This is a genomic window from Arsenicicoccus bolidensis DSM 15745 (assembly GCF_000426385.1).
Lineage (GTDB): Bacteria > Actinomycetota > Actinomycetes > Actinomycetales > Dermatophilaceae > Arsenicicoccus > Arsenicicoccus bolidensis.
In genome coordinates this window covers 37,240-58,747 of the sequence record NZ_AUFG01000015.1, presented here as the reverse complement: position 1 = coordinate 58,747, position 21,508 = coordinate 37,240, and the positions used below count along the sequence as shown (strand labels likewise).

The following is a 21,508-nucleotide window of genomic DNA, read 5'->3' as shown; positions in this document are numbered from 1 at the left end:
ATAGGGTCGCGCCATGAGCACCCGCAACCTCCTGCGCAGCGAGGCGCAGCACCGGTCCGAGCACCTGGGCGTCGCGACCTACGAGGTGGAGCTGGACCTGTCGGGGGCCGATGATCTCGCCCGGGCGACCTTTCCCACCCGCACCACCGTGACCTTCGCCGCTACGACGCCGGAGACCTTCCTGGACTTCCTCGGGCCGGTGGTCCACCGCGTCGTGGTCAACGGCACGGACGTCGAGGTCGAGCATGACGGCAACCGGGTGCAGCTGCGGGGCCTGCTCGTCGGTGGGGACGGCGTCGGTGGGGACAACGTGGTGACGGTCGAGGGCGAGGGAGCCTACTCGCGGTCCGGGGAGGGTCTGCACCGCTACCAGGACCCCGTGGACGACGAGGTCTATCTCTACACGCACTTCGAGCCGGCCGACGCCCGCCGCGTGTTCGCAGGCTTCGACCAGCCGGACCTCAAGGGCCGGTTCACGGTCGTGCTCACCGGCCGCGCCGACTGGGAGCTGCTCGCCAACCAGCCTGTGGCGTCACGGGACTCGGCCGGCACCAGGGTCGACGGGGTCCAGCTGGTGCGGCAGGTGCACGCGCCCACGCCTCCGCTGTCGACCTACATCACCTGCGTGGCCGCCGGCCCCTACCACCGGGTCGAGGACGTATGGCGCCGCGGCGGCCCCGACGGCACGCAGCTCGAGGTGCCGCTGGCCGCCCTGTGCCGCCGCTCCCTGGTGGGGTCCTTCGACGGCGAGCGGATCCTCGACACCACGCGCCGCGGCCTGGACTTCTTCCACGAGCACTACGACTTCCCTTATCCCTGGGGCAAGTACGACTCGATCTTCGTGCCGGAGTACAACCTCGGCGCGATGGAGAACCCCGGCCTGGTGACCTTCCGCGACGCGGGCTACGTCTTCCAGTCCGCGGCCACGCGCTCCCAGCACGAGCTGCGCTCCAACACGATCCTGCACGAGATGGCGCACATGTGGTTCGGCGACCTCGTGACGCCGCGCTGGTGGGACGACCTGTGGCTCAAGGAGTCCTTCGCGGACTACATGGGGACCGAGGCCAACGCGCGCGCAACGGAGTTCACCGACGCGTGGACCCCCTTCTGCGCGCGGCGCAAGGCCTGGGCCTACCTGCAGGACCAGCTGCCGACGACCCACCCGATCGTCGCGGACATCCCGGACGTCGAGGCTGCCAAGCAGAACTTCGACGGGATCACCTACGCCAAGGGCGCGTCCGTCCTCAAGCAGCTCGTGGCCTACGTCGGCAAGGACGAGTTCTTCGCGGGCGCCCGGCAGTACTTCCGAGACCACGCCTACTCCTCGACCGGGCTCGCGGACCTGCTCACCGCCCTGGAGGCGGCGTCCGGCCGCGACCTCGGCGGGTGGAGCCGGCTCTGGCTGCAGACGGCCGGCATCGGGACACTCACGCCGGAGGTCGTGGAGCGCGACGGGGTGGTCGAGCGCCTGGTGCTGCGCCAGGAGGCGGTCGACGCGATGACGGGTGAGCCGGTGACCCGCCCGCACCGTCTCGTCGTGGGTCTGTATGCCCTGCAAGGAGACTCGCTGGAGCGCACCTCGCGGATCGAGCTGGACCTGACGACCGACGAGCACGAGGTGACCGAGGCGGCCGGCCTGCCGGTGCCCGACCTGGTCGTGGTCAACGACGACGACCTCACCTATGCCAAGGTGCGGCTCGACGACCGCTCGCTGGCCGCCGCTCGCGGTCACCTGAGCTCGATCGGGTCGTCCCTCACCCGCGCCGTGCTCTGGTCGGCGTTGTGGAACTCCTGCCGCGACGGAGAGCTCCCCGCCGAGGACTACGTGCGCCTGGTGCTCGACCACGCGCCCCGCGAGGAGGACGTGGCCCTGCTGGCCAACGTGACCGCCAACGCCCAGACCGCGGTCGAGGCCTATGCCCCGGCCTCCTCCCGCCCGGCGATCCGCGAGGCCTTCCTCGACGGGGTGGTGCGCGAGCTCGAGGCGGCCGAGCCGGGGTCCGGGGCGCAGCTGGTGTGGGCACGCGTGCTCGCGTCCGGGTCGGCCACGAGCCCGCGGCACGCCGACCGCGTGCGTTCGCTGCTCGAGGGGGCGGCCGACGTCGAGGGGCTGGCCCTCGACCCCGAGCTGCGCTGGGCCTTCCTGCAGTCGCTGGCCGCGCAGGACCGCGTCGCGCCGAGCGAGCTGGACGCCGAGCTGCAGCAGGACCGCACGTCCCTGGCGCCGGTGCGGCACCGGGCGGCGCTCGCGTCATACCCGCGGGCGGAGCTCAAGCGCGAGGCCTTCCGCACGGTCGTCGAGGACACCAGCCTCACCAACGATCTCGTGTCGGCCTGGACCACGGGCTACGCCCAGCCGGGTCAGGCGGCGCTGACGGCAGAGCTCGTGCCCGCGTACTTCGCTGCGCTGGAAGGCATCTGGGACTCCCGCAGCCAGGAGCTGGCATCCCGAGCCGTGCTCGGGCTGTTCCCACGCGGCGCCGACCTAGAGCCGGGGCAGGAGCCCGAGGCGCACCCGGTCCCGGTCGCCGCGCAGGCCTGGCTCGACGAGCACCCGTCGGCGCCGGGCGGGCTGCGGCGGCTGGTGATCGAGCAGCGCGACCACGTCCTGCGCGCGCTCCGCGCCCAGACCCGCCGGGGGTAGAGGCATCAGCCTGCGGTGCGAAGGCCGGTCGATGCCCTCGCCGCCGGTAGGTTCGAGGGCATGACGACCGTCACCGGCGACACCTACCGGATCACCGTCCTCACCCCGCAGCTCGTGCGTCTCGAGCAGTCCCTCGACGGGAGGTTCGAGGACCGCCCGACCCAGGTCGTGCTGCACCGTGATCTCGGAGAGGTGCAGACCGAGGTCACCCGCACCACCCAGGGGGTCGAGGTGGTCACCGACGGCTTCCACCTCAGCTACGACGAGGGGCCGTTCAGCCCCGAGGGGCTCTCGCTCCAGGTGCGCGGGGGCGTGTCCAGCTACCACTCCGTATGGCGGTTCGCCGAGCCCTTCGAGACGCTCGGGGGCACGGCGCGGACCCTCGACAAGGCCGACGGTGAGATCCCCTTGGAGCCAGGTGTCCTGTCCCGCAACGGTTTCGCCGTCCTCGACGACTCCCGGTCGCTCGTGCAGGGCGAGGACGGGCTCGAGCCCCGCCCTGCCGGCGCCATCGACCTCTACGTCTTCGCCCACGGCCGCGACTACCGCGCCGCGCTGCGCGACTACTACGCCCTCACCGGGCCGACGCCGCTCGTGCCGCGCTACGCCCTGGGCAACTGGTGGAGCCGCTACCACCGCTACTCCGACGACGAGTACCGCCGTCTGGTCGAGCGATTCGCGAGCGAGCGGCTGCCCTTCTCGGTCGCCGTCCTCGACATGGACTGGCATATCACGGACCCGGACCCGCGGTTCGGCAGCGGGTGGACGGGCTACACCTTCGACCGCGAGCTGTTCCCCGACCCGGCGGGCTTCCTTGACTGGCTTCATGATCGGGGGATGCGGGTCACGCTCAACGACCACCCGGCGGACGGGGTGCGGGCGTTCGAGGAGGCCTATCCGCGCATGGCGCGGTCGCTGGGCGTCGACCCCGCGACGGAGGCGCCGCTGTCCTTCGACGTCACCGACGAGCGTTATCTCGCAGCGTTCTTCGAGCACGTCGCGCACCCGCTGGAGCGTCTCGGCGTCGACTTCTGGTGGATCGACTGGCAGTCGGGGCCCTACTCGCGGCTCCCCGGCCTGGACCCGCTGTGGGCGCTCAACGACCGCCACTTCCACGAGCTGGCCTCGACGGGCGTGCGGCCCATGATCTTCAGCCGCTACGCCGGTCCGGGCTCGCACCGCTACCCGGTGGGATTCTCCGGCGACGCGGTCATCTCGTGGGCGTCGCTGGCCTTCCAGCCGTACTTCACCGCGACGGCGTCCAACATCGGCTACGGCTGGTGGAGCCACGACATCGGTGGCCACATGTGGGGCGTCAAGGACGACGAGCTGGCCGTGCGCTGGGTCCAGCTCGGGGTCATGTCGCCGATCACGCGCCTGCACAGCGCGGCGAACCCGTTCAGCGGCAAGGAGCCCTGGCGCTACGGCCCGCTCGCCGAGCGGGTCATGGGCGAGTGGCTTCGGTTCCGGCACCGCCTCGTGCCCTACCTCTACACGATGGCCGAGCGGGCGAGCGTCCAGGGCCGGCCGCTCGTGGAGCCGCTCTACCACGAGCTCCCTTGGCGCGAGGAGGCCTACGAGGCGCGCAACACCTACCTCTACGGCTCCGAGCTGCTCGTCGCGCCGATCACCGAGCCCGGCGACGCGCGCTGCGGTCTCGGGCGCGTCCAGACGTGGCTGCCGCCGGGTGACTGGTGGGACGTCACCACCGGCTGGAGGTATGCCGGCGACCGCCGCCTGGTCGCCTACCGCGACCTGTCGACGATCCCCGTGCTCGCGCGCGCCGGCGCCATCCTCCCGCTGGCCGCGGACGGCGGGGACGACTTCTCCGTCGACGAGGCCGACGACCTCGAGATCCGTTGCTACGCGGGCGCGGACGGCTCGTTCACGCTCTACGAGGACGACGGGGCACCCGAGGCGACGCTGCGGGCTGCGCGGACGCCGATCCGCCTCGGGTGGGAGGCGCGCACCGTCGTGGTCGGACCCACCGAGGGCGCGAGCGACGTCGTGCCCGCCTCGCGCACCTGGCGGCTCGCGGTGGTGGGGGTGCCCGCGGGCACCAGCCTCGCGATCACGGTGGACGGGGACCCGGTGGACTGCGACACGGTGCTCGACGAGGGACGGCATACGGTCGTCGCCGTCGTCACCGGGGTGACGCCTGCCCAGCGGGTCGAGGGTCGGATCCTTGGCGCAGATCGGCTGGCGGACAACGACATCCACGCCGCGGCCTATGCCGTCCTCGACGCCGCGCAGGTGGAGTTCGAGGCGAAGTCCGCTGCGCTGCAGGTGATCACGTCCGGTGCCGCCAGCGCGCACGTGGTCTCGCAGCTGATGGCCCTCTCCCTGGACGAGTCCCTGCTCGGTCGCCTGGTCGAGCTCGTCACGGCCTCGGAGCCCGTCACCTGACGGCAGCTCCTGCCCAAGCCCCCACTCACGATCCTGGAGGAGGGAGGTCCGTCCGGGCCGGAGATCGGCGGACCACGCGGGCCGACCCGCTAGGTTGGGTCCGACGAGCAGAGGGAGGGTGCCGTGCGCCGCACGACGACGAGCCTGGCCGGTGCGGGGGCGATCGCGCTCGCCCTGGCCCTGGGGGTGGCGGGCTGCACCTCGGACACCCCGGCCCCGCAGGACGTGGCCAGGCAGTATGCCGAGGGCCTGGCCCGCCTCGACCTGGCCGGGGTGCCCCTCGACGGCGTCGACGCCGCCACCGCCACGACCCGCCTGGCCGCCCTGGCCGGGCCCCTGGCCGGCACGAAGCCGCAGGTGAGCGTGCGGCAGGCCGGACCCGACGAGGGGGAGTCCACGACGGCCCGCCTCGCGGTGACCTGGCCCGGGACGGGGGCGAAGCCCTGGAGCTACGAGACGACCCTCCCCCTGGTCAAGCGGGACGGGACCTGGCGCGCGCAGTGGAGCCCCGCGACGGTCGTGGCGGGTGCGGCGGAGGGTGACACGATCCGCGCGGAGCGCACCGCCGCCCGCCGGGGTCGGGTCCTCGGTGCCGGCGGCGCAGCCATCGTCCAGCCCCGGCCGGTGCGTCGCGTCGGCGTCGACAAGGCGACCGTCACGCCCGAGCAGGCCCTGGCGGCAGCGCCCAAGGTCGCGGCCTTCGCCGGGCTCACCGACGCCGCTGCCTACGCCGCGCGGGTCAAGGCGGCCGGGCCCAAGGCCTTCGTCGAGGCGATCGTCCTGCGCCAGGGCGACCCCACCCTGGCCCGGCTCGACGCCCTCACCACCTCGACGCCGGGGGTGGGCGTCGTGGACGCCGAGCTCCCGCTCGCGCCCACCCGCACCTTCGCCAAGCCCATCCTCGGGACCGTGGGGGAGGCCACCGCCGAGATCGTCGAGCGGTCCAAGGGTGCGGTCGCGGCCGGCGACGTCGTCGGCCTCTCCGGCCTGCAGCAGGCTCAGGACGCGACGCTGCGCGGCACCCCCGGGCTCACGGTCTCGCTCGTGCACGCCGGCACGGCCAAGCCGGTGCACAGCACGGAGCCGGTCCCCGGCCAGGACGTCACCACGACGCTGGACGTCGCCCGGCAGGTCCGCGCCGAGGAGCTGCTCGCGGGGGTCGAGCCGGCGAGCGCCCTCGTGGCCGTCCGCCCCTCCACGGGCGAGGTCGTCGCCGCCGCGAGCGGTCCTGGGGGACAGGGCTACTCGACCGCCACGCTCGGCAAGTACGCCCCCGGCTCGACCTTCAAGATCGTCAGTGCGCTGGCCCTCCTGCGCGGCGGCGTGACCCCCGCGACGCCCGTGCCGTGCACCCCGACCCTCACGGTCGACGGCAAGCCCTTCGAGAACTACGACGCCTATCCCGCCGACGGCCTCGGCCAGGTGCCGCTGTCCACGGCCTTCGCCAAGTCCTGCAACACGGCGTTCATCGCCTCGCGCGACAAGGCGTCCGGCGACGCGCTCCCGCGGGCCGCCGCGTCGCTGGGCCTGACCGCGACCCCGTCCGCCGGCGTCCCCGCCTACCTCGGCGGCGTGCCGGCGCCGGGCAGCCAGGTCGAGGCCGGCGCCGAGATGATCGGCCAGGGCGAGATCACGGCGAGCCCGCTCGGGATGGCCACGGTGGTCGCCAGCGTGGTCAAGGGCGGCCCGGTGACCCCGCGGATCGTCATACCCACCAACGAGACCGGCGCCACGACGCCCTCTGCCGGCGCGACGCCCCCGACCACGGCGACGCCCTCGGCGGCGACGGCTCAGCCGGTCACGGCCGCCGAGGCCGGCACCCTGCGCGCCCTGATGCGCGGCGTCGTCACGGGCGGCAGCGGTGCGGCTCTCAAGGACCTGCCCGGCGAGGTGATCGCCAAGACGGGCACCGCGGAGTTCGGCACGACGACCCCGCCCAAGCTCCACGCCTGGATGGTCGCGGCCCGAGGCGATCTCGCGGTCGCGGTCTTCGTCGACGAGGGGGAGGGCGGGTCGCGCACGGCCGGCCCGATCCTCAAGGCCTACCTGCAGGGATGAGGAGCGAGATGACGAGCACCTCTCGAGAGCGGTCACACACCTCCCCCTGGGAGCTGTATGACGGCCTGACGGCGCTGGTGCCTCGCGGCGTCACCGTCACCACCTGCGTGGTGTCGAGGTGGGCGCTCGTCGAGACCGACGCCGGCGGCGCGGGGCTGTCGAGCGTGCCCGACGACGGCCGCGACGACCCGCACGGGCCGCAGGACGTGGTCGGTCAGGACCTCGCCGACGTGGCCGCGCTGGTGCGCTCGTGGGACCGACGCCTCGCCGCGATCGGGCTCGCCGCCATCAACGCCTGGTGCAACACCCAGGAGCGGCTCGAGGCGCACGCCGGTGACGTGATCGACTGGGACGCCTCGGCGTTCGAGCGGTCGGGGGAGCTCGTGCAGGGGCGCCGGGTGGCCGTCGTGGGGCGCTTCCGCCACCTCGACCAGCTCGCGTCCCGCTGCGACCTGACGGTCCTCGAGCGCCGCCCCCAAGGTCGTGACCTGCCCGACGCCGCAGCGGAGTTCGTGCTGCCGGAGGTCGACCACGCGTTCATCACGAGCATGACGCTGGCCAACAAGACGCTGCCGCGGCTGCTCGAGCTGAGCGGCGGCGCCCGCACCACGCTGGTGGGGCCGAGCACGCCGCTGGCGCCCGAGGCGTTCGCGGGGCGGGTCGACGAGATCAGCGGGTCGCTGGTCTACGACGCGCCCTGGTGCCGCCGCGCCCTGATGCAGGGGCAGGGGATGGCCTCGATGCGGGGCGCCCTGACGCTCTTCAACCTCCGCGTCCCCGCCTGACCGCCCGCCCCAGACCACCCGCCATTGGTCACCAATGACGTGTCGAGGGGTGTTATGAACGATCCAAAACGTCATTGGTGACCAATGGCGCGAGCCGGGTGAGCCGCGCGAGCCGCGCGAACCACGCGAGCCGGGGGAGGACGCGGCAGGTCAGATCAGGTCAGGTCAGGGGCAGCGGACGACCTGGCCGGCATAGGCCAGCCCGCCGCCGAAGCCGAACAGCAGGATCGGGGCGCCGCTCGCGACCCGTCCGCTGCGCACGAGCTTGGACAGGGCGAGGGGCACGCTCGCCGCCGAGGTGTTGCCGGACTCGACGACGTCGGTGGACACGACCGCGTCGGTGGCCCCGATCTTGGCCGCGAGCGGCTCGATGATCCGCAGGTTGGCCTGGTGCAGCACGATCCCGGCGAGGTCGCTCGGCGCGACGTCGGCCCGCTCGCAGATCTGTCGGGCGATGGCCGGCAGCTGCGTCGTCGTCCAGCGAAAGACGGCCTGGCCCTGCTGGCTGAACCCGTCGGGCAGCTCCTTGATGACGACGGCGTCGCCCATCTCGGGCACCGACCCCCACACCACGGGGCTGACCCCGCGCTCCGGCGACGCCTCGAGCACGACGGCCCCGGCACCGTCGCCCACGAGGATGCACGTCGTGCGGTCGTTCCAGTCGATGAAGTCCGTGAACTTGTCGACACCCACGACGACCGCGCGCGTGGCGCTGCCCGTGGCGATCGCCTGTTCCGCGAGCGCCAGCGCGTGGCAGAAGCCCGAGCAGACGGCGTTGACGTCCATGACCGCGGGCGCCGAGCCGAGCCCGAGCCGGCGGGCCACCTGGGCGGCGGTGCTGGGGGAGCGGTCGTGGTTGGTGCAGGTCGCGACGATCACGAGGTCGATGCCCGCGGGGTCGATCCCCTTGTCCTGCAGGGCGTCCCGTGCGGCCTCGGTGGCCATGTCGGCGACCGTCTCGTCCGGGGCGGCGACCCGGCGCTGCGCGATCCCGACCCGTCGGGTGATCCACTCGTCGCTGGTGTCGACCAGGCGGGACAGCTCGTCGTTGTCCAGGATGCGCGCGGGCTGGTAGTGGCCCACGGACACGATGGTCGAACCGATCACGGGTGGGCTCCTCGGGCAACGGTGGACGGGTGCGTCGGTTCGCCCCAGCATGCGCGTTACCCCTGGGTACGCAGAATCGGCGTCGTCTCGCCGGAGGTTGACGGATTGTGGCGACGCGTGGCCACAGATGCCGCTCCCCCCTATGGCGTAACGCGCGGGGGCGTCATACGCTCGCGAAGCGACCAACGTCGGTCGCACGCCATCTCTGGGAGGAACTGTGCACAAGCACTCATGGACCGGTCGAGGGAGACCGGTCATCGTCTCGGCGGCTGCTGCAGCCGTCGCGTTCGGCCCGCTGGCGATCGCCGGCGCGCCGGCCAACGCCGCAGGCCAGGGTTCTGCAGAGCTCTACATCGTCCAGGTCGCGGGCGCGCCGCTCGCCACCTACACCGGTGGGGTCGAGGGGATCCCCGCCACCAAGCCCGGCAAGGGCAAGAAGGTCAAGGTCCGGTCCAGCGCGGGGCAGCGCTACGCCCAGCACCTCAAGGCCGACCACACCGACACGCTCAAGGCCGCGGGGGTCCCCGCCTCGGCCAAGACGCGCGACTACACCACGTCCTTCAACGGCATGGCCGTGCGCCTCACGCCGGCTCAGGCGGCCAAGCTGGAGAAGTCCGGCGACGTCGTGCGCGTGTGGAAGAACGAGATCCGCACGATGGACACCAACACCACGCCGCAGTTCCTGGGCCTCGACGGCCCGAACGGCGTGTGGCAGAAGCAGTTCGGCGGCAACGCCAACTCCGGCTCCGGCATGATCATCGGCGTCATCGACTCCGGCATCTGGCCCGAGAACCCGTCCTTCGCCCCGCTCGCCAACCCGACCGACCAGTGGCGCATCGACCAGAACTGGAACGGCGTCTGCGACGGCGGCACCGGACCCAACAAGGTCACCTGCAACAACAAGCTCATCGGCGCGCGTGCCTACTACAGCGCCTCGACGGTCGAGCCCTTCGAGTTCAAGACCCCGCGCGGCTACAACGACCACGGCACCCACACCGCGGGGACCGCCGCCGGCAACTACGGGGTCCCGGCCTCGATCAACGGCATCTCGGTCGGCAAGATCTCCGGTATGGCGCCTGCCGCCCGCATCGCGGCGTACAAGGCCCTGTGGGCGACCCCTGACGGCCGCGCGAGCGGCGCGACGGTCGACCTCGTGGCCGCCATCGACCAGGCGGTCGCGGACGGCGTCGACGTCATCAACTACTCGGTGTCGGGCTCCAGCGTCTACTCCGTCACGCCGGACGAGATCGCGTTCTTCAACGCCGCCGACGCCGGCGTCTTCGTCTCCGCGTCGGCCGGCAACTCCGGTGACACCGTGGGCGAGTCGTCGGTCGCGCACAACTCCCCGTGGGAGATGACCGTGGCCGCCAGCACGGCGCCCAAGGCCGTCAGCAAGAAGGTCACGCTCGGCAACGGCCAGACCTACACCGGTGTCGGCACCGGCGGCAAGATCGGCCCCGCGGCCGTCATCGACTCCGAGAAGGCCGGCCTGCCGGGCGCGGACGCGACCAAGGTCAAGTACTGCTACTCCGACGTCGACGACAACCACGGCAACGGCATCACGCCCGTCCTCGACCCCGCCAAGATCAAGGGCAAGATCGTCCTGTGCACGCGCGGCGGCAACGCCCGCGTCGACAAGGGCGAGGCGGTCAAGGCCGCCGGCGGCATCGGCATGATCCAGGTCAACACCGCGGACAACCAGTCCCTCAACGCCGACTTCACGCCGGTGCCGATGATCCACCTGTCGGCCACGGACGGCGCCAAGGTCAAGACCTACGTCAACGCCGACGCCAACCCCACCGCGACGCTGGGCGACCCCTACCTCGACCCCGCCGCGCGCAACCCCGAGATGGCGGGCTTCTCGTCATACGGCCCGTCCCTGGCCGGTGGTGGTGACCTGCTCAAGCCCGACATCACCGCCCCGGGCGTCGACATCATCGCCGCCGTCTCGCCCAAGGCCGACGGTCACAACAACTTCAACTCGATGTCCGGCACCTCGATGTCGGCCCCGCACATCGCCGGCATCGCCGCGCTCATCAAGCAGGCCCACCCCGAGTGGACCTGGTCCCCGATGGCCGTGAAGTCCGCGATGATGACGACCGCGTCCCCGCTCGACGACAAGGGTCAGCCGATCCAGCGCTCGGGCGAGAACGCCACCCCGCTCGACATGGGCTCCGGTCACGTCCGTCCGGCCCAGGCCCTCAACCCGGGCCTGGTCTACGACTCCTACTCGCCCGACTGGCTGATGTACCTCTGCGGGATCAAGCAGCTCGAGCTCGTGCAGGCGCCCGGCACCTGCGACCGGGTCGGCACCATCGACCCGAGCGACCTCAACTACCCGAGCATCGCGGTCGGCGACCTCGCCGGCTCGCAGACGGTCACGCGCTACGTGCGCAACGTCGAGAGCAAGACCGCGACCTACAAGGCTCGCGTCCAGCAGCCGACCGGCGTCAAGGTCTCGGTCTCGCCGTCGACCATCACCGTCAAGCCGGGTGAGACCAAGAAGTTCACGGTCACCTTCACCCGCAGCGCGGCGCAGATGAACCAGTACGGCTTCGGCGCGCTGACCTGGCAGGGCAACCGCGGCCAGGTCGTCCGCAGCCCGCTCGCGATCCGCCCGGTGGCCCTGGCCGCCAGCACCAGCGAGATCAAGAGCGCGGCGACGTCCGGCTCCGAGGTCATCAAGGTCACGCCCGGCTACTCGGGCACCCTGACCGCCAAGCCCGCCGGCGCGATCCCGTCGCAGGTCAACACCGGCACCGTCGCCAAGGGCGCCGTCCTCACGACGACCGTCCAGGTCCCGGCCGGCACCAAGGCCGCCCGCTTCGCGACCTTCGACGCCGACTACCCGCAGGGTGTCGACATCGACCTCGTGGTCAAGAAGGACGGCAAGGAGATCGGCAACAGCGGCGAGGCCACGGCCCAGGAGCAGGTCACGCTGATGAACCCGGCGGCCGGCACCTACACCGTCGAGGCCAAGCTCTTCGCCGGTGCGGACTCGCTCGCGATCAAGCAGCACTCGTTCGTGCTGGGCGACAAGGCCGAGGGCAACCTCACCGCGACCCCGGCCACCCAGTCCGTCACGATGGCCCGACCGACCACCGTCACGGCCGCCTGGAAGGGCCTGACCGCGGGGCAGCACTACTTCGGTGCGATCTCCCTCGGCAACGGCGCGGCCACGGTCAAGGACGTCTTGGTCAGCCTGGACCCCAAGTGACCTCAGCCCGCTGAGTCACCGACGAGGGCCCGTCACCTCCGCGAGGAGGGGGCGGGCCCTTCGGCATACCTGCTCTGCTCTGGTCAGGCAGGCGTGGTGAGACCGTGCAGGTCGGGGAGCACCAGGTCGGCGCCCGCGTCGCGGAGCTCCTCGGCCGAGAAGCTGGTGGTGACGCCGACGACGGTCCCGACGCCGGCGGCTCGCCCGGCCCGGACGCCGGCGGGGGTGTCCTCGGCGACCAGGCAGTCCTCGGCGCGGACCCCGAGGGTGCGTATGGCGAGGAGGTAGCCGTCGGGGGCCGGCTTGCCCTCGGTGACGTCGTCGCGGGTCACCATCGCCGCGAACCGCTCGGAGCCGCCGAGGAGCTCGAGCGCGGTGACCGCCCAGCGCCGACCGGCCGAGGTCACGAGGACGCACGGGATGCCGCGGGCGCAGGCGTCGTCGACGAGCTCCCGTGCCCCGGCGACGGGCTCGGGGAGCAGGTCGTGGGGGTGGTGCGACACGACCTCGTGGAAGAGGGCGGTCGGGTCCTCGGCGGACCAGGGGCCCGGGGTGCTGGCAAAGACGTCGTCCGCGCGGCGACCGGTGAACAGCGAGAGCAGCGCGTCGTCGTGCTCCCACCCGCGGGCGCGGAAGAAGCGCCGGTAGGCCTCGCGGTGCACGGGCTCGGAGTCGACGAGCGTGCCGTCGAGGTCGAGCAGCAGCGCGGCGGGTCGCCTCAGCTCGGCCACGTCAGCAGCGTCTCGCCCACGGCGACCGGCGATCCGGCGCGGTCGGTCGGCACGGCGCCGGCCAGCTGGTCCAGGACGCACACCATGACGATGGGGGAGCGGTCGCCCGCCTCGACGGTGGTGGGATCCCAGCGGACCACGGCGGCGCCGGCGTCGACGTGGGCGCCCTCGGTGGCGAGGACCTCGAAGCCCTCGCCGCCGAGCTGGACGGTGTCGATGCCCAGGTGGACGAGCACCGCGATCCCGTCCCCGGCGATGGCGAACGCGTGGGGGTGCAGCTTGGCGATGGTGCCGGAGATCGGCGCGACGGCGGTCTGCGGCTCGCGCGCCGGGTCGACGGCCAGGCCGGGGCCGACCATCTCGGCGGCGAAGACCGGGTCGGGGGCCTCTGCCAGCGGCCGGATGGTGCCGGTCGCCGGGCTGAGGACGTCCGTCACAGCAGGTCCTCGATGTCCTCGGCGAGGTTGTCGGCCTCGGGGCCGACGACGACCTGCACGACCGTGCCGGCGGCGACGACGCCGTGCGCGCCGGCGGCCTTGAGGGCGGCCTGGTCGACCACGGAGGGGTCCTTGACCTCGGTGCGCAGGCGCGTGATGCACGGCTCGATCTCGACGATGTTGCCGGCGCCGCCGAGGGCGGCCAGGATCTGCTCGGCCTTGGTCATGTCAGGGGTCCTTTCGGGATCACGCGCGGTCGTCGGAGGACGAGTCTGCTTCGGTCTGGGTGACCTTGGCGAGCCCGCGCGGGCTGTCGGGGTCCAGGTCCAGCCGGGCGGCGAGGCGTTCGACGACGAGCTGGGCGGGGACGATGGTGCCGATGGGGGCCAGCGTCTCAGGTGCGGCGGGTGCCGGCACGTGCAACCCGCAGGCCCGGACGAACTCGTCGTCCCCACCGATGCCGATCACGGTGGCGCCACGCTCGGCCAGCGCTCCGGCGAGCTCGGTCATCGGACCGGTGAGCGGGCCGTCCTGGGCGCAGACGAGCACCGCCACCGCGCCGGGGCGGACGACGGCGATCGGCCCGTGCCGCAGGTCGGCGTAGGAGTAGCCGCGGACCGGGCGCAGGCAGGTCTCCTCGATCTTGAGCGCCGTCTCGAGCGCCGTGCCGAGCAGGAGTCCGCGGCCCGTGACGATCGTGGGGCCCATCGCCTCGGCCAGGGCGCACGCGGCTTCGTCGACGCCGGTGCCGGCCGCGATGACCTGCGCGATGCGCTGGGGGAGCTCCGCGAGCTCGGCGTCCAGCGTCGTCGGGGTGGGCGAGAGCGCGGTGGCGAGGACGGCCATGGCGATGGTCTGGCCGAGATAGGTCTTGGTCGCGGGGACGGCGAGCTCGGGACCGGCCTGGGTGACGAGAGCGAGGTCGGCCTCGGCCGCGAGTGGGGAGTCGGCGACGTTGGTGATGGCGACCGTCGCAGCGCCCTGCGCCTGCACCAGCGCCTGGGTCTCGACCAGCTCCTGGGTGCTGCCGGACTGGCTGACGGTGACGACGAGCGTGTCGGACAGGTCGACGGTCGCGTGGTAGTGCGTGAACACGCTCGGTGCCAGCATCGCGGCGGGACGCCCGGCATACGTCTCCAGCAGGTAGCGGCCGTAGAGGCCGGCGTTGTCGCTGGAGCCGCGCGCCGCGAACAGGACGTGGCGCCGGCCCTCGGCGAGGGCGGCGATCTCGGGACGCATCGGCACCAGCGCCTCGATGGTGCGCGTGGCGGCGGCGGGCTGCTCGTGGATCTCGCGCAGCATCTGGCTCTCGATCATGACGTCTCCTTCGAGTCACGAGTCGGCATCGGCACGGTTGGGCGCGTTGACAGCGATGGCGACGAGGTGGATCCTACAGGTCCGTACTGGTACGGACCAGTATGCACCACACTGCCGGACGAGAGGACCCCGATGCCACCGCGCACCCGCCTCTCCGACGGCCCCGTCCCCAAGCACGTCCAGCTCCGCGAGGCCCTCGCGGGCCGGGTGCGCACCCTCGGGCCGGACGACGCCATCCCGTCCGAGCGGGAGCTCATGACGGCCTACGACGTCAGCCGGGCCACGGTGCGCCGGGCGATCGAGGGGCTCATCGCCGACGGCGTCCTGCACCGCATCCAGGGCAAGGGGACCTTCGTGACCCGGCCCCGCGTCCAGTCCCACCTGCACCTGGCGTCGTTCACCCAGGACATGCGCCGCCGGGGGCTGACCCCCTCGACCCGGCTCGTCGGGATCAGCCTCGAGGAGCTGCCCGGCGAGGTGGCCGGGGACCTGCGTCTCGAGGCGGGCGTGCCGGCCTGGCTCGTCCAGCGGGTGCGGCTCGCCGACGACGAACCCATGGCCTTCGAGCGGGCCTGGCACCCCGCGGACCTGCTCCCCGGCCTCGACCAGCACGACCTGACCGGCTCGCTCTACGACGTGTTCGCCCACGAGTACTCCCTGACCGTCGACACGGCCGAGCAGACCGCCTGGGCCGACCAGGCCCAGTCCGCCGCCCGCCACCTCGGGGTGTCCACCACCGCCCCCGTCATGATCTTCGACCGGCTCTCCCGCTCCGGGGACCGGCCGATCGAGCGCGTACGCAGCTGGTACCGCGGAGACCGCTACCAGGTGCACATGACGCTCGACCGCACGATGACGCCCTGACGCCGTCGCGCCGCACCACCCCGCACCCCCGAGAGGAACATCCGATGAGCACCACCAGCACGACGACGGCGTCGGCGCCCCGAGAGCGCAAGGGCCTGGCCGCCGCCCAGAAGCTCGGTCGCAGCCTCATGCTGCCGATCGCCGCCCTGCCCGCCGCGGCCATCCTGCTGCGCCTCGGCCAGCCCGACATGCTCGGGGCCGACGGCGCCGGGTGGACCCAGGTCGCCCCCGTCATCGCGGCGGCCGGCGACGCGCTGTTCGCCAACCTCCCGCTGATCTTCGCCGTCGGCGTGGCCATCGGCTGGGCCAAGAAGGCCGACGGCTCGACGGCCCTCGCCGCCGTGATCGGCTACCTCGTCTTCAAGGGCGTGGGCGACGCCATGTCGCTCCTGGTCCTCGACCAGCCCACCAAGGCGGGCGAGAAGCCTGCGCTGATCAACTACGGCGTGCTCGGCGGCATCCTGATCGGTCTGCTCGCCGGCTGGCTGTGGCAGCGGTACTACCGCATCTCCCTGCCGCCCTACCTCGCGTTCTTCGGCGGCCGACGCTTCGTGCCGATCGTGACGGCCTTCGCCGCCCTGCTGCTGGCCGTGCTCACCGCGTTCATCTACCCCGCCTTCAACACCGGGCTCACCTCCGTCGGTGAGTGGGTCGCCAAGAACACGATCCTCGGCGGCTTCGTCTACGGCACGCTCAACCGCCTCCTGATCCCGCTTGGCCTGCACCACATCCTCAACTCCGTGCCGTGGTTCATCCTCGGCGACTACACCGCCGCCTCGGGCAAGGTCGTGCACGGCGACATCGCCCGCTTCCTGGCCGGCGACAAGACGGCCGGCGCCTTCATGACCGGCTTCTTCCCGATCATGATGTTCGCCCTGCCCGCAGCGGCGATCGCCATCTGGCAGGAGGCCAAGCCGGCCGCCAAGAAGGTCACCGGCGGCATCATGCTCTCGGCCGCGCTGACCGCCTTCCTCACCGGCGTGACCGAGCCGCTCGAGTTCGCCTTCATGTTCGTCGCCTGGCCGCTCTACGTGATCCACGCCGTCCTGACCGGCACCTCGCTGGCCCTGGTCAACGCCCTGGGCATCAAGGACGGGTTCGGCTTCTCCGCCGGCGCCATCGACTTCGGGCTCAACCTCGGCATCGCCACCAACCCCTGGTTGCTCGTGCCCATCGGGCTCGGCTACGCCGCGCTGTACTACGTCCTCTTCCGGTTCGTCATCCGCAAGTGGAACCTCAAGACCCCCGGCCGCGAGGACGAGGGCGAGGAGAGCGGCGTGCTCGACTCCGACGCCCGCCGATGATCCTCACCGCGCAGCGTCTGCTCACCACCCGGGGCATCACCGGCCCCGGGTGGGTGCGCGTCCAGGGGGACACGATCGTCGAGGTGTCGTATGCCGAACCGCCCGCACCCGGGGCCGGTCCCGACGCAGAGGACTGGCTGGACCTCGGGGACGTGCTCCTCGCGCCGGGCTTCGTCGACGCGCACAGCCACGGAGGCGGCGGTGCGGCATACACCGATGGCACCCAGGACGCCGCACGCCAGGTGATCGCCACGCACCTCGCGCACGGGACGACCACGATGATGGCGAGCCTGGTCACCGACACGATCGACGAGCTCGCCCGGCTGGTGGGGGTGCTCGCGCCGCTGGTGGCGGACGGCGAGCTGGTGGGCGTGCACCTCGAGGGGCCGTGGCTGAGCCGCTGCCACAAGGGCGCGCACGACCCCGACAAGCTCGTGCCCCCGACCCGGGCAGACCTCGACCGCCTGCTCGGCTCCCATCCCGGCACCGTCCGGATGGTCACGCTGGCACCCGAGCTGGAGGGCGGCCTCGACGCGGTCCGCACCGTCGTGGGGCGCGGCGTCGTGGCGGCGATCGGCCACTCGGACGCGACCTACGACATCGCGCTCGACGCGATGGATGCTGGGGCGACGGTGGCGACGCACCTGTTCAACGCGATGCGGCCGCTGCACCACCGCGAGCCCGGCATCATCGGCGCCTCGCTCACGGATCCCCGCGTGGCGGTCGAGGTGATCTGCGACGGCATCCACGTGCACCCGGCGATGGTGCGTCACGCCGCCGACACCTGCCCCGAGCGGCTCGTGCTCGTCACCGACGCGATGGCGGCGGCGGGGGCACCGGACGGTGAGTACCTGCTCGGGCCCCTCGGCGTCGAGGTCATCGACGGCGTCGCGCGGCTCGTCACCAACGGCGCCATCGCCGGCAGCACGCTCACGCTCGACCGGGCCGTCCGCTACGCGGTGCACGTCGCCGGCGTCCCGCTGGAGGTGGCGCTCGCCGCCGCGACGGCCAACCCGGCCCGGGTGCTGGGGCTGGACGACCGCGGCACGCTCGAGCCGGACAAGCGGGCCGACCTGGTGGCTCTCGACGCCGACCTGCAGGTCACCACCGTGGTCCGCGCCGGGATCCCGCTCGGGGACTGACCCCGGGCCGATGTTCCTACCCCAGGCGCGGGAAGGGCCGGTCACCGTGATGCGGTGACCGGCCCTTCGTCATACGGGCTCGAGCGTGAGACTGGGTGCAGGATCCGGTGTCAGCCCGGCGTCAGTGACCCGCCGGGCGACCGGTGTCCTCGGCGTCGTCGGTGTCGACGTAGTCCGGGACCACGATCGGCCGCAGCCGCGCCCACGCCATGAAGCAGCAGGCGACGACCAGCAGGGCCAGGCCCGTCCACAGGTTAGCGTTGACGCCACCGGTCTTGTCGAGCTCCTTGTCCCCGAAGAGTCCCATCAGGGTGAGGACCAGGCCGTAGAGGCCGAGCAGGTAGCCGATGAAGTTGCGGATGTCGAACGCGCCCGCCTTGTGCTTTCCCTTGCCCGGGCGAGCGGCTGAGGTGCTGGTGCTGGAGCTCATCGGTGCCTCCTCAGGCGAAGATCGTGTTGAGGATGATGACGAGGACGAGAGCCAGGCCGGCCAGCGGCACCGGGCGCGCCAGGAGCGGCAGCGACGCCGCGTCCGCGTCGGTCAGGCTCTCCTTCGGCGTCTCGGAGTAGACCAGGCCGACGAGGGACTCCCGCGGCTTGGGCTTGGTAAACATCGTGACGACGACGCTCACGACGATGTCGACGACGAACGCCGTCGAGGCCGCGAGGAAGGCCAGGCCCTGCCCCGCCATCTCGAAGGCACCACCGAACTTCGAGGCGTACCAGAGGCCGATCGCCGAGACGGTGCCGGCCACGAGGCCCGCCCAGCCGGCGGTCGCGGACATGCGCTTCCAGAACATGCCGAGGATGAACGTCGCGAACAGCGGGGCGTTGAAGAAGCCGAACAGCGTCTGGAGGTACTCCATGACGTTGCCGAACTGGCCCGCGATGCTGGCGGTGAACACCGCGATGACGGTCGCCGCGACGGTGGCCAGACGGCCGACGCGCAGGTAGTACTCGTCCGGCTTGTCCTTGACGGCGTACTCCTGCCACAGGTCGTAGCTGAACACCGTGTTGAAGGCCGAGATGTTGGCGGCCATGCCGGCCATGAACGCCGCGAGCAGACCCGCGATCGCCAGGCCGAGCAGACCGTTGGGGAGCACGTCGCGCATCAGCAGGAGCAGCGCGTCGTTGTAGGTCGCCGTCGTCTCGCCGCCACCCTTGAGGGTCTTGATCTCGCCGACCAGGACCGCCGCCACCATGCCGGGCAGGATGACGATGAACGGGATGAACATCTTGGGGAAGGCGCCGATGATCGGTGTCTTGCGGGCCGCGGTGATGGAGTTGGACGCCATCGCGCGCTGCACCTCGACGAAGTTGGTCGTCCAGTAGCCGAAGGACAGCACGAAGCCGAGGCCGAAGATGATGCCGACGACCGACAGGATCGGGCTGTCGAAGCCCGACAGCGCCTGACCCGGCCAGGAGGACAGCTGCTCGCCGCCACCGGGCGAGGCCGTGACCTTCTCGGTGAAACCGTTCCACCCGCCAACGCGGTGCAGACCGATGAGGGTCAGGGGCAGCAGCGCCGCCACGATCACGAAGAACTGCAGCACCTCGTTGTAGATCGCGGCCGACAGGCCACCGAAGGTGATGTAGGACAGCACGATCACGGCGGCGACGATGAGGGACACCCACTGCGGCCAGCCCAGCAGCGCCTCGACGATGCGGGCGAGCAGGAGCAGGTTGACGCCCGCGATCAGCAGCTGCGCCAGCGCGAACGAGATCGCGTTGACCAGGTGCGCTCCGGGACCGAAGCGGCGGAGCATGAACTCCGGCACCGACCGCACCTTGGAGCCGTAGTAGAACGGCATCATCACGACGCCGAGGAAGAGCATCGCCGGGATGGCGCCGATCCAGAAGTAGTGGAAGGTCGGCATACCCATCTCGGCGCCGGTGGCGCTCATGCCCATGATCTCGACGGCACCGAGGTTGGCCGAGATGAAGGCCAGGCCGGTCACCCACGCGGGGAGCGAGCGGCCGGACAGGAAGAAGTCGATGGAGCTGGAGACCTGGCGGCGCGCGGCGAAGCCGATGCCCAGGACGAACAGGAAGTACAGCGCGATCAGGAGGTAGTCCACCCAGGTCGCGTTGATCAAGGTGTCCTTGGCGGCGAGGGCCGCGGCCGGAGCGATTGCAGTCATGGGACCACCCTTACGTCGGTGGAAAGGTACGGCGGGACATTACCCCCGCCTCGCGGTGACCGCCCTCCGGGCCGTTCGTGGCACTCGCACTGTGGCCGAACCGTCATACTGGGCAGGCCATGTCATCGCTCGCGCCGCCGCCCGCAGGGGCGCGCATCCCCCGTGAGATCTGGGTCCTCGTCGCGGCGGCCCTGGTCATCGCGCTCGGCTTCGGCCTGATCGCGCCCGTCCTCCCCGCCTATGCCCGGTCCTTCGACGTGGGCGTGACGGCTGCGTCGATCGTCGTCAGCTCGTTCGCGCTGATGCGGCTGCTGTTCGCGCCCGTCGGTGGGCGACTCGTCGGCCGGCTCGGGGAGCGCCCCGTCTACCTCATCGGCCTGCTCATCGTGGCGGTGTCGACGGGGGCGTGCGCCTTCGCGGGGACCTACTGGCAGCTGCTGGTCTTTCGCGCGCTCGGTGGCATCGGCTCGACGATGTTCACCGTCTCGGCGGCGGCGCTGATCGTGCGCCTCGCGCCGCCGACGCTGCGCGGGCGGGTCTCGTCGGCCTACGCGTCGGCCTTCCTGACCGGCAACATCCTCGGCCCGGTCGTCGGTGGGGCCTTGGCCGGCCTCGGCTATCGCGTGCCGTTCATCGTGTATGCCGTCACCCTCGTCATCGCGTCCGGCGTCGTCGCGGTGTTCCTGTCCGGCGCATCGTTGCGGCCCGCGCCCGGCTCGGTGCCGCTGCCGCCGATGACGCTGCGCGAGGCCTGGGCGCACCCGACCTATCGCGCGATCCTCGGGGCCGGCTTCGCCAACGGGTGGTCCAACTTCGGCATGCGCGTGGCGATCCTGCCGTTGTTCGCCGTCGCCGCGCTCGGCACCTCTCCCGCGGTCGCGGGGCTCGCGCTCGCGGTGTTCGCCGCCGGCAACGCCGCCGCCCTCACCGTCGCCGGCCGTATGACGGACCTGCGGGGCCGCCGCCCCCTCGTGATCGCCGGGCTCGTGGTCAACGGGATCTTCACCATGCTCGTCGGGGTCACCGGCTCGCTCTGGTTGCTGTTCGCCGTGTCCCTGCTGGCGGGGGCCGGGGCCGGGCTGTTCAACCCCGCCCAGCAGGCCGCCGTCGCCGACGTGGTGGGCAACGAGCGCTCGGCGGGCGAGGCGCTCGCGAGCTTCCAGATGGTGCAGGACGCCGGCACGATCGTCGGGCCGGTCCTGGCGGGCCTGATCGTCGACCACTACGGCTACGGCTGGGCGTTCGCGATGGCGGGGGCGATCACCCTGCTGGCGGCCGTGCCGTGGGTGCGCGCCCCCGAGACCGCCCCCGCCACCACCTGACCCACCCTCACCCCCTCACCACCCCATCGCTCC

Annotated in this window: 16 protein-coding genes; 9 read left to right on the top strand and 7 right to left on the bottom strand. The window is 72.1% G+C overall.

Going from position 1 to position 21,508, the window contains the following annotated elements:
* The first annotated feature begins 13 nt into the window (after positions 1–13).
* From pepN to K313_RS20735, 4 genes are all read left to right on the top strand, one after another.
* On the top strand, positions 14–2,644 hold the full coding sequence (gene pepN / locus K313_RS0110085) for an aminopeptidase N (protein WP_029211516.1): 2,631 nt from the start codon (positions 14–16) through the stop codon (positions 2,642–2,644).
* 60 nt (positions 2,645–2,704) lie between these two features.
* Positions 2,705–5,050 carry a glycoside hydrolase family 31 protein gene (locus K313_RS0110080; RefSeq protein WP_029211515.1) on the top strand — a complete coding sequence of 782 codons (2,346 nt, stop codon included), beginning with the start codon at positions 2,705–2,707 and terminating at the stop codon, positions 5,048–5,050.
* 123 nt (positions 5,051–5,173) lie between these two features.
* Entirely contained in the window at positions 5,174–7,108 is a 1,935-nt protein-coding gene (locus K313_RS0110075) for a penicillin-binding transpeptidase domain-containing protein (RefSeq protein WP_029211514.1), read from the top strand.
* A gap of 8 nt (positions 7,109–7,116) precedes the next feature.
* The gene (locus tag K313_RS20735; protein ID WP_029211513.1) at positions 7,117–7,893 is read left to right on the top strand and encodes a Rossmann-like domain-containing protein; all 777 of its coding nucleotides are present in this window, start codon (positions 7,117–7,119) and stop codon (positions 7,891–7,893) included.
* Positions 7,894–8,058: 165 nt separating this feature from the next.
* Here the strand turns inward: K313_RS20735 and K313_RS0110065 are convergent, their stop codons facing one another.
* Complete coding sequence (locus K313_RS0110065; protein WP_019285099.1) at positions 8,059–9,000, bottom strand: beta-ketoacyl-ACP synthase III; 942 nt, start codon at positions 8,998–9,000, stop codon at positions 8,059–8,061.
* A 217-nt stretch (positions 9,001–9,217) separates the two neighbouring features.
* Here K313_RS0110065 and K313_RS0110060 point away from each other — a divergent pair, with 217 nt between their 5' ends.
* Positions 9,218–12,217, top strand: a complete 3,000-nt coding sequence (locus tag K313_RS0110060) for a S8 family peptidase (RefSeq protein ID WP_029211512.1) — start codon at positions 9,218–9,220, stop codon at positions 12,215–12,217.
* Between the two features lie 83 nt (positions 12,218–12,300).
* Here K313_RS0110060 and K313_RS0110055 read toward each other — a convergent pair whose 3' ends face one another.
* The 4 genes from K313_RS0110055 to K313_RS0110040 are packed head-to-tail and all read right to left on the bottom strand — an operon-like array spanning position 12,301 to position 14,702.
* Complete coding sequence (locus tag K313_RS0110055; RefSeq protein WP_034252708.1) at positions 12,301–12,948, bottom strand: HAD family hydrolase; 648 nt, start codon at positions 12,946–12,948, stop codon at positions 12,301–12,303.
* The gene (locus K313_RS0110050; protein WP_029211510.1) at positions 12,936–13,385 is read right to left on the bottom strand and encodes a PTS sugar transporter subunit IIA; all 450 of its coding nucleotides are present in this window, start codon (positions 13,383–13,385) and stop codon (positions 12,936–12,938) included. The genes K313_RS0110055 and K313_RS0110050 overlap by 13 nt, the downstream gene beginning before the upstream one ends.
* Positions 13,382–13,612: a PTS sugar transporter subunit IIB gene (locus K313_RS0110045; RefSeq protein ID WP_019285096.1), complete on the bottom strand. Its 231-nt coding sequence runs from the start codon at positions 13,610–13,612 to the stop codon at positions 13,382–13,384. Before K313_RS0110045 ends, K313_RS0110050 begins: the two co-directional genes overlap by 4 nt.
* Before the next feature lie 19 nt (positions 13,613–13,631).
* Entirely contained in the window at positions 13,632–14,702 is a 1,071-nt protein-coding gene (locus tag K313_RS0110040; RefSeq protein WP_029211509.1) for an SIS domain-containing protein, read from the bottom strand.
* 132 nt (positions 14,703–14,834) lie between these two features.
* On the opposite strand from K313_RS0110040, the gene K313_RS0110035 reads away from it, so the two are divergent.
* The 3 genes from K313_RS0110035 to nagA are packed head-to-tail and all read left to right on the top strand — an operon-like array spanning position 14,835 to position 18,012.
* Positions 14,835–15,566, top strand: a complete 732-nt coding sequence (locus K313_RS0110035) for a GntR family transcriptional regulator (protein WP_029211508.1) — start codon at positions 14,835–14,837, stop codon at positions 15,564–15,566.
* Positions 15,567–15,610: 44 nt separating this feature from the next.
* Positions 15,611–16,870: a PTS transporter subunit EIIC gene (locus K313_RS0110030; RefSeq protein WP_019285093.1), complete on the top strand. Its 1,260-nt coding sequence runs from the start codon at positions 15,611–15,613 to the stop codon at positions 16,868–16,870.
* The gene (gene nagA / locus K313_RS0110025; RefSeq protein ID WP_029211506.1) at positions 16,867–18,012 is read left to right on the top strand and encodes an N-acetylglucosamine-6-phosphate deacetylase; all 1,146 of its coding nucleotides are present in this window, start codon (positions 16,867–16,869) and stop codon (positions 18,010–18,012) included. Before K313_RS0110030 ends, nagA begins: the two co-directional genes overlap by 4 nt.
* Positions 18,013–18,133: 121 nt before the next feature.
* Here the strand turns inward: nagA and K313_RS0110020 are convergent, their stop codons facing one another.
* On the bottom strand, positions 18,134–18,442 hold the full coding sequence (locus K313_RS0110020) for a hypothetical protein (protein ID WP_029211505.1): 309 nt from the start codon (positions 18,440–18,442) through the stop codon (positions 18,134–18,136).
* A gap of 10 nt (positions 18,443–18,452) precedes the next feature.
* A complete protein-coding gene (locus K313_RS0110015) occupies positions 18,453–20,153 on the bottom strand; it encodes a sodium:solute symporter family protein (RefSeq protein WP_029211504.1) in 1,701 nt (566 codons plus the stop codon).
* Between the two features lie 119 nt (positions 20,154–20,272).
* Between K313_RS0110015 and K313_RS0110010 the strand changes: the two genes are divergently transcribed.
* Positions 20,273–21,475: an MFS transporter gene (locus K313_RS0110010; protein WP_029211503.1), complete on the top strand. Its 1,203-nt coding sequence runs from the start codon at positions 20,273–20,275 to the stop codon at positions 21,473–21,475.
* The last annotated feature ends 33 nt before the right edge of the window (positions 21,476–21,508 follow it).

Bases quoted from the DNA above. Each gene is read 5' to 3' on its own strand.
- K313_RS20735 (WP_029211513.1), top strand. From the start codon at position 7,117: ATGACGAGCACCTCTCGAGAGCGGTCACACACCTCCCCCTGGGAGCTG.
- K313_RS0110035 (WP_029211508.1), top strand. From the start codon at position 14,835: ATGCCACCGCGCACCCGCCTCTCCGACGGCCCCGTCCCCAAGCACGTC.
- nagA (WP_029211506.1), top strand. From the start codon at position 16,867: ATGATCCTCACCGCGCAGCGTCTGCTCACCACCCGGGGCATCACCGGC.
- K313_RS0110080 (WP_029211515.1), top strand. From the start codon at position 2,705: ATGACGACCGTCACCGGCGACACCTACCGGATCACCGTCCTCACCCCG.
- K313_RS0110045 (WP_019285096.1), bottom strand. From the start codon at position 13,612: ATGACCAAGGCCGAGCAGATCCTGGCCGCCCTCGGCGGCGCCGGCAAC.
- K313_RS0110020 (WP_029211505.1), bottom strand. From the start codon at position 18,442: ATGAGCTCCAGCACCAGCACCTCAGCCGCTCGCCCGGGCAAGGGAAAG.
- K313_RS0110040 (WP_029211509.1), bottom strand. From the start codon at position 14,702: ATGATCGAGAGCCAGATGCTGCGCGAGATCCACGAGCAGCCCGCCGCC.
- pepN (WP_029211516.1), top strand. From the start codon at position 14: ATGAGCACCCGCAACCTCCTGCGCAGCGAGGCGCAGCACCGGTCCGAG.
- K313_RS0110010 (WP_029211503.1), top strand. From the start codon at position 20,273: ATGTCATCGCTCGCGCCGCCGCCCGCAGGGGCGCGCATCCCCCGTGAG.
- K313_RS0110015 (WP_029211504.1), bottom strand. From the start codon at position 20,153: ATGACTGCAATCGCTCCGGCCGCGGCCCTCGCCGCCAAGGACACCTTG.
- K313_RS0110030 (WP_019285093.1), top strand. From the start codon at position 15,611: ATGAGCACCACCAGCACGACGACGGCGTCGGCGCCCCGAGAGCGCAAG.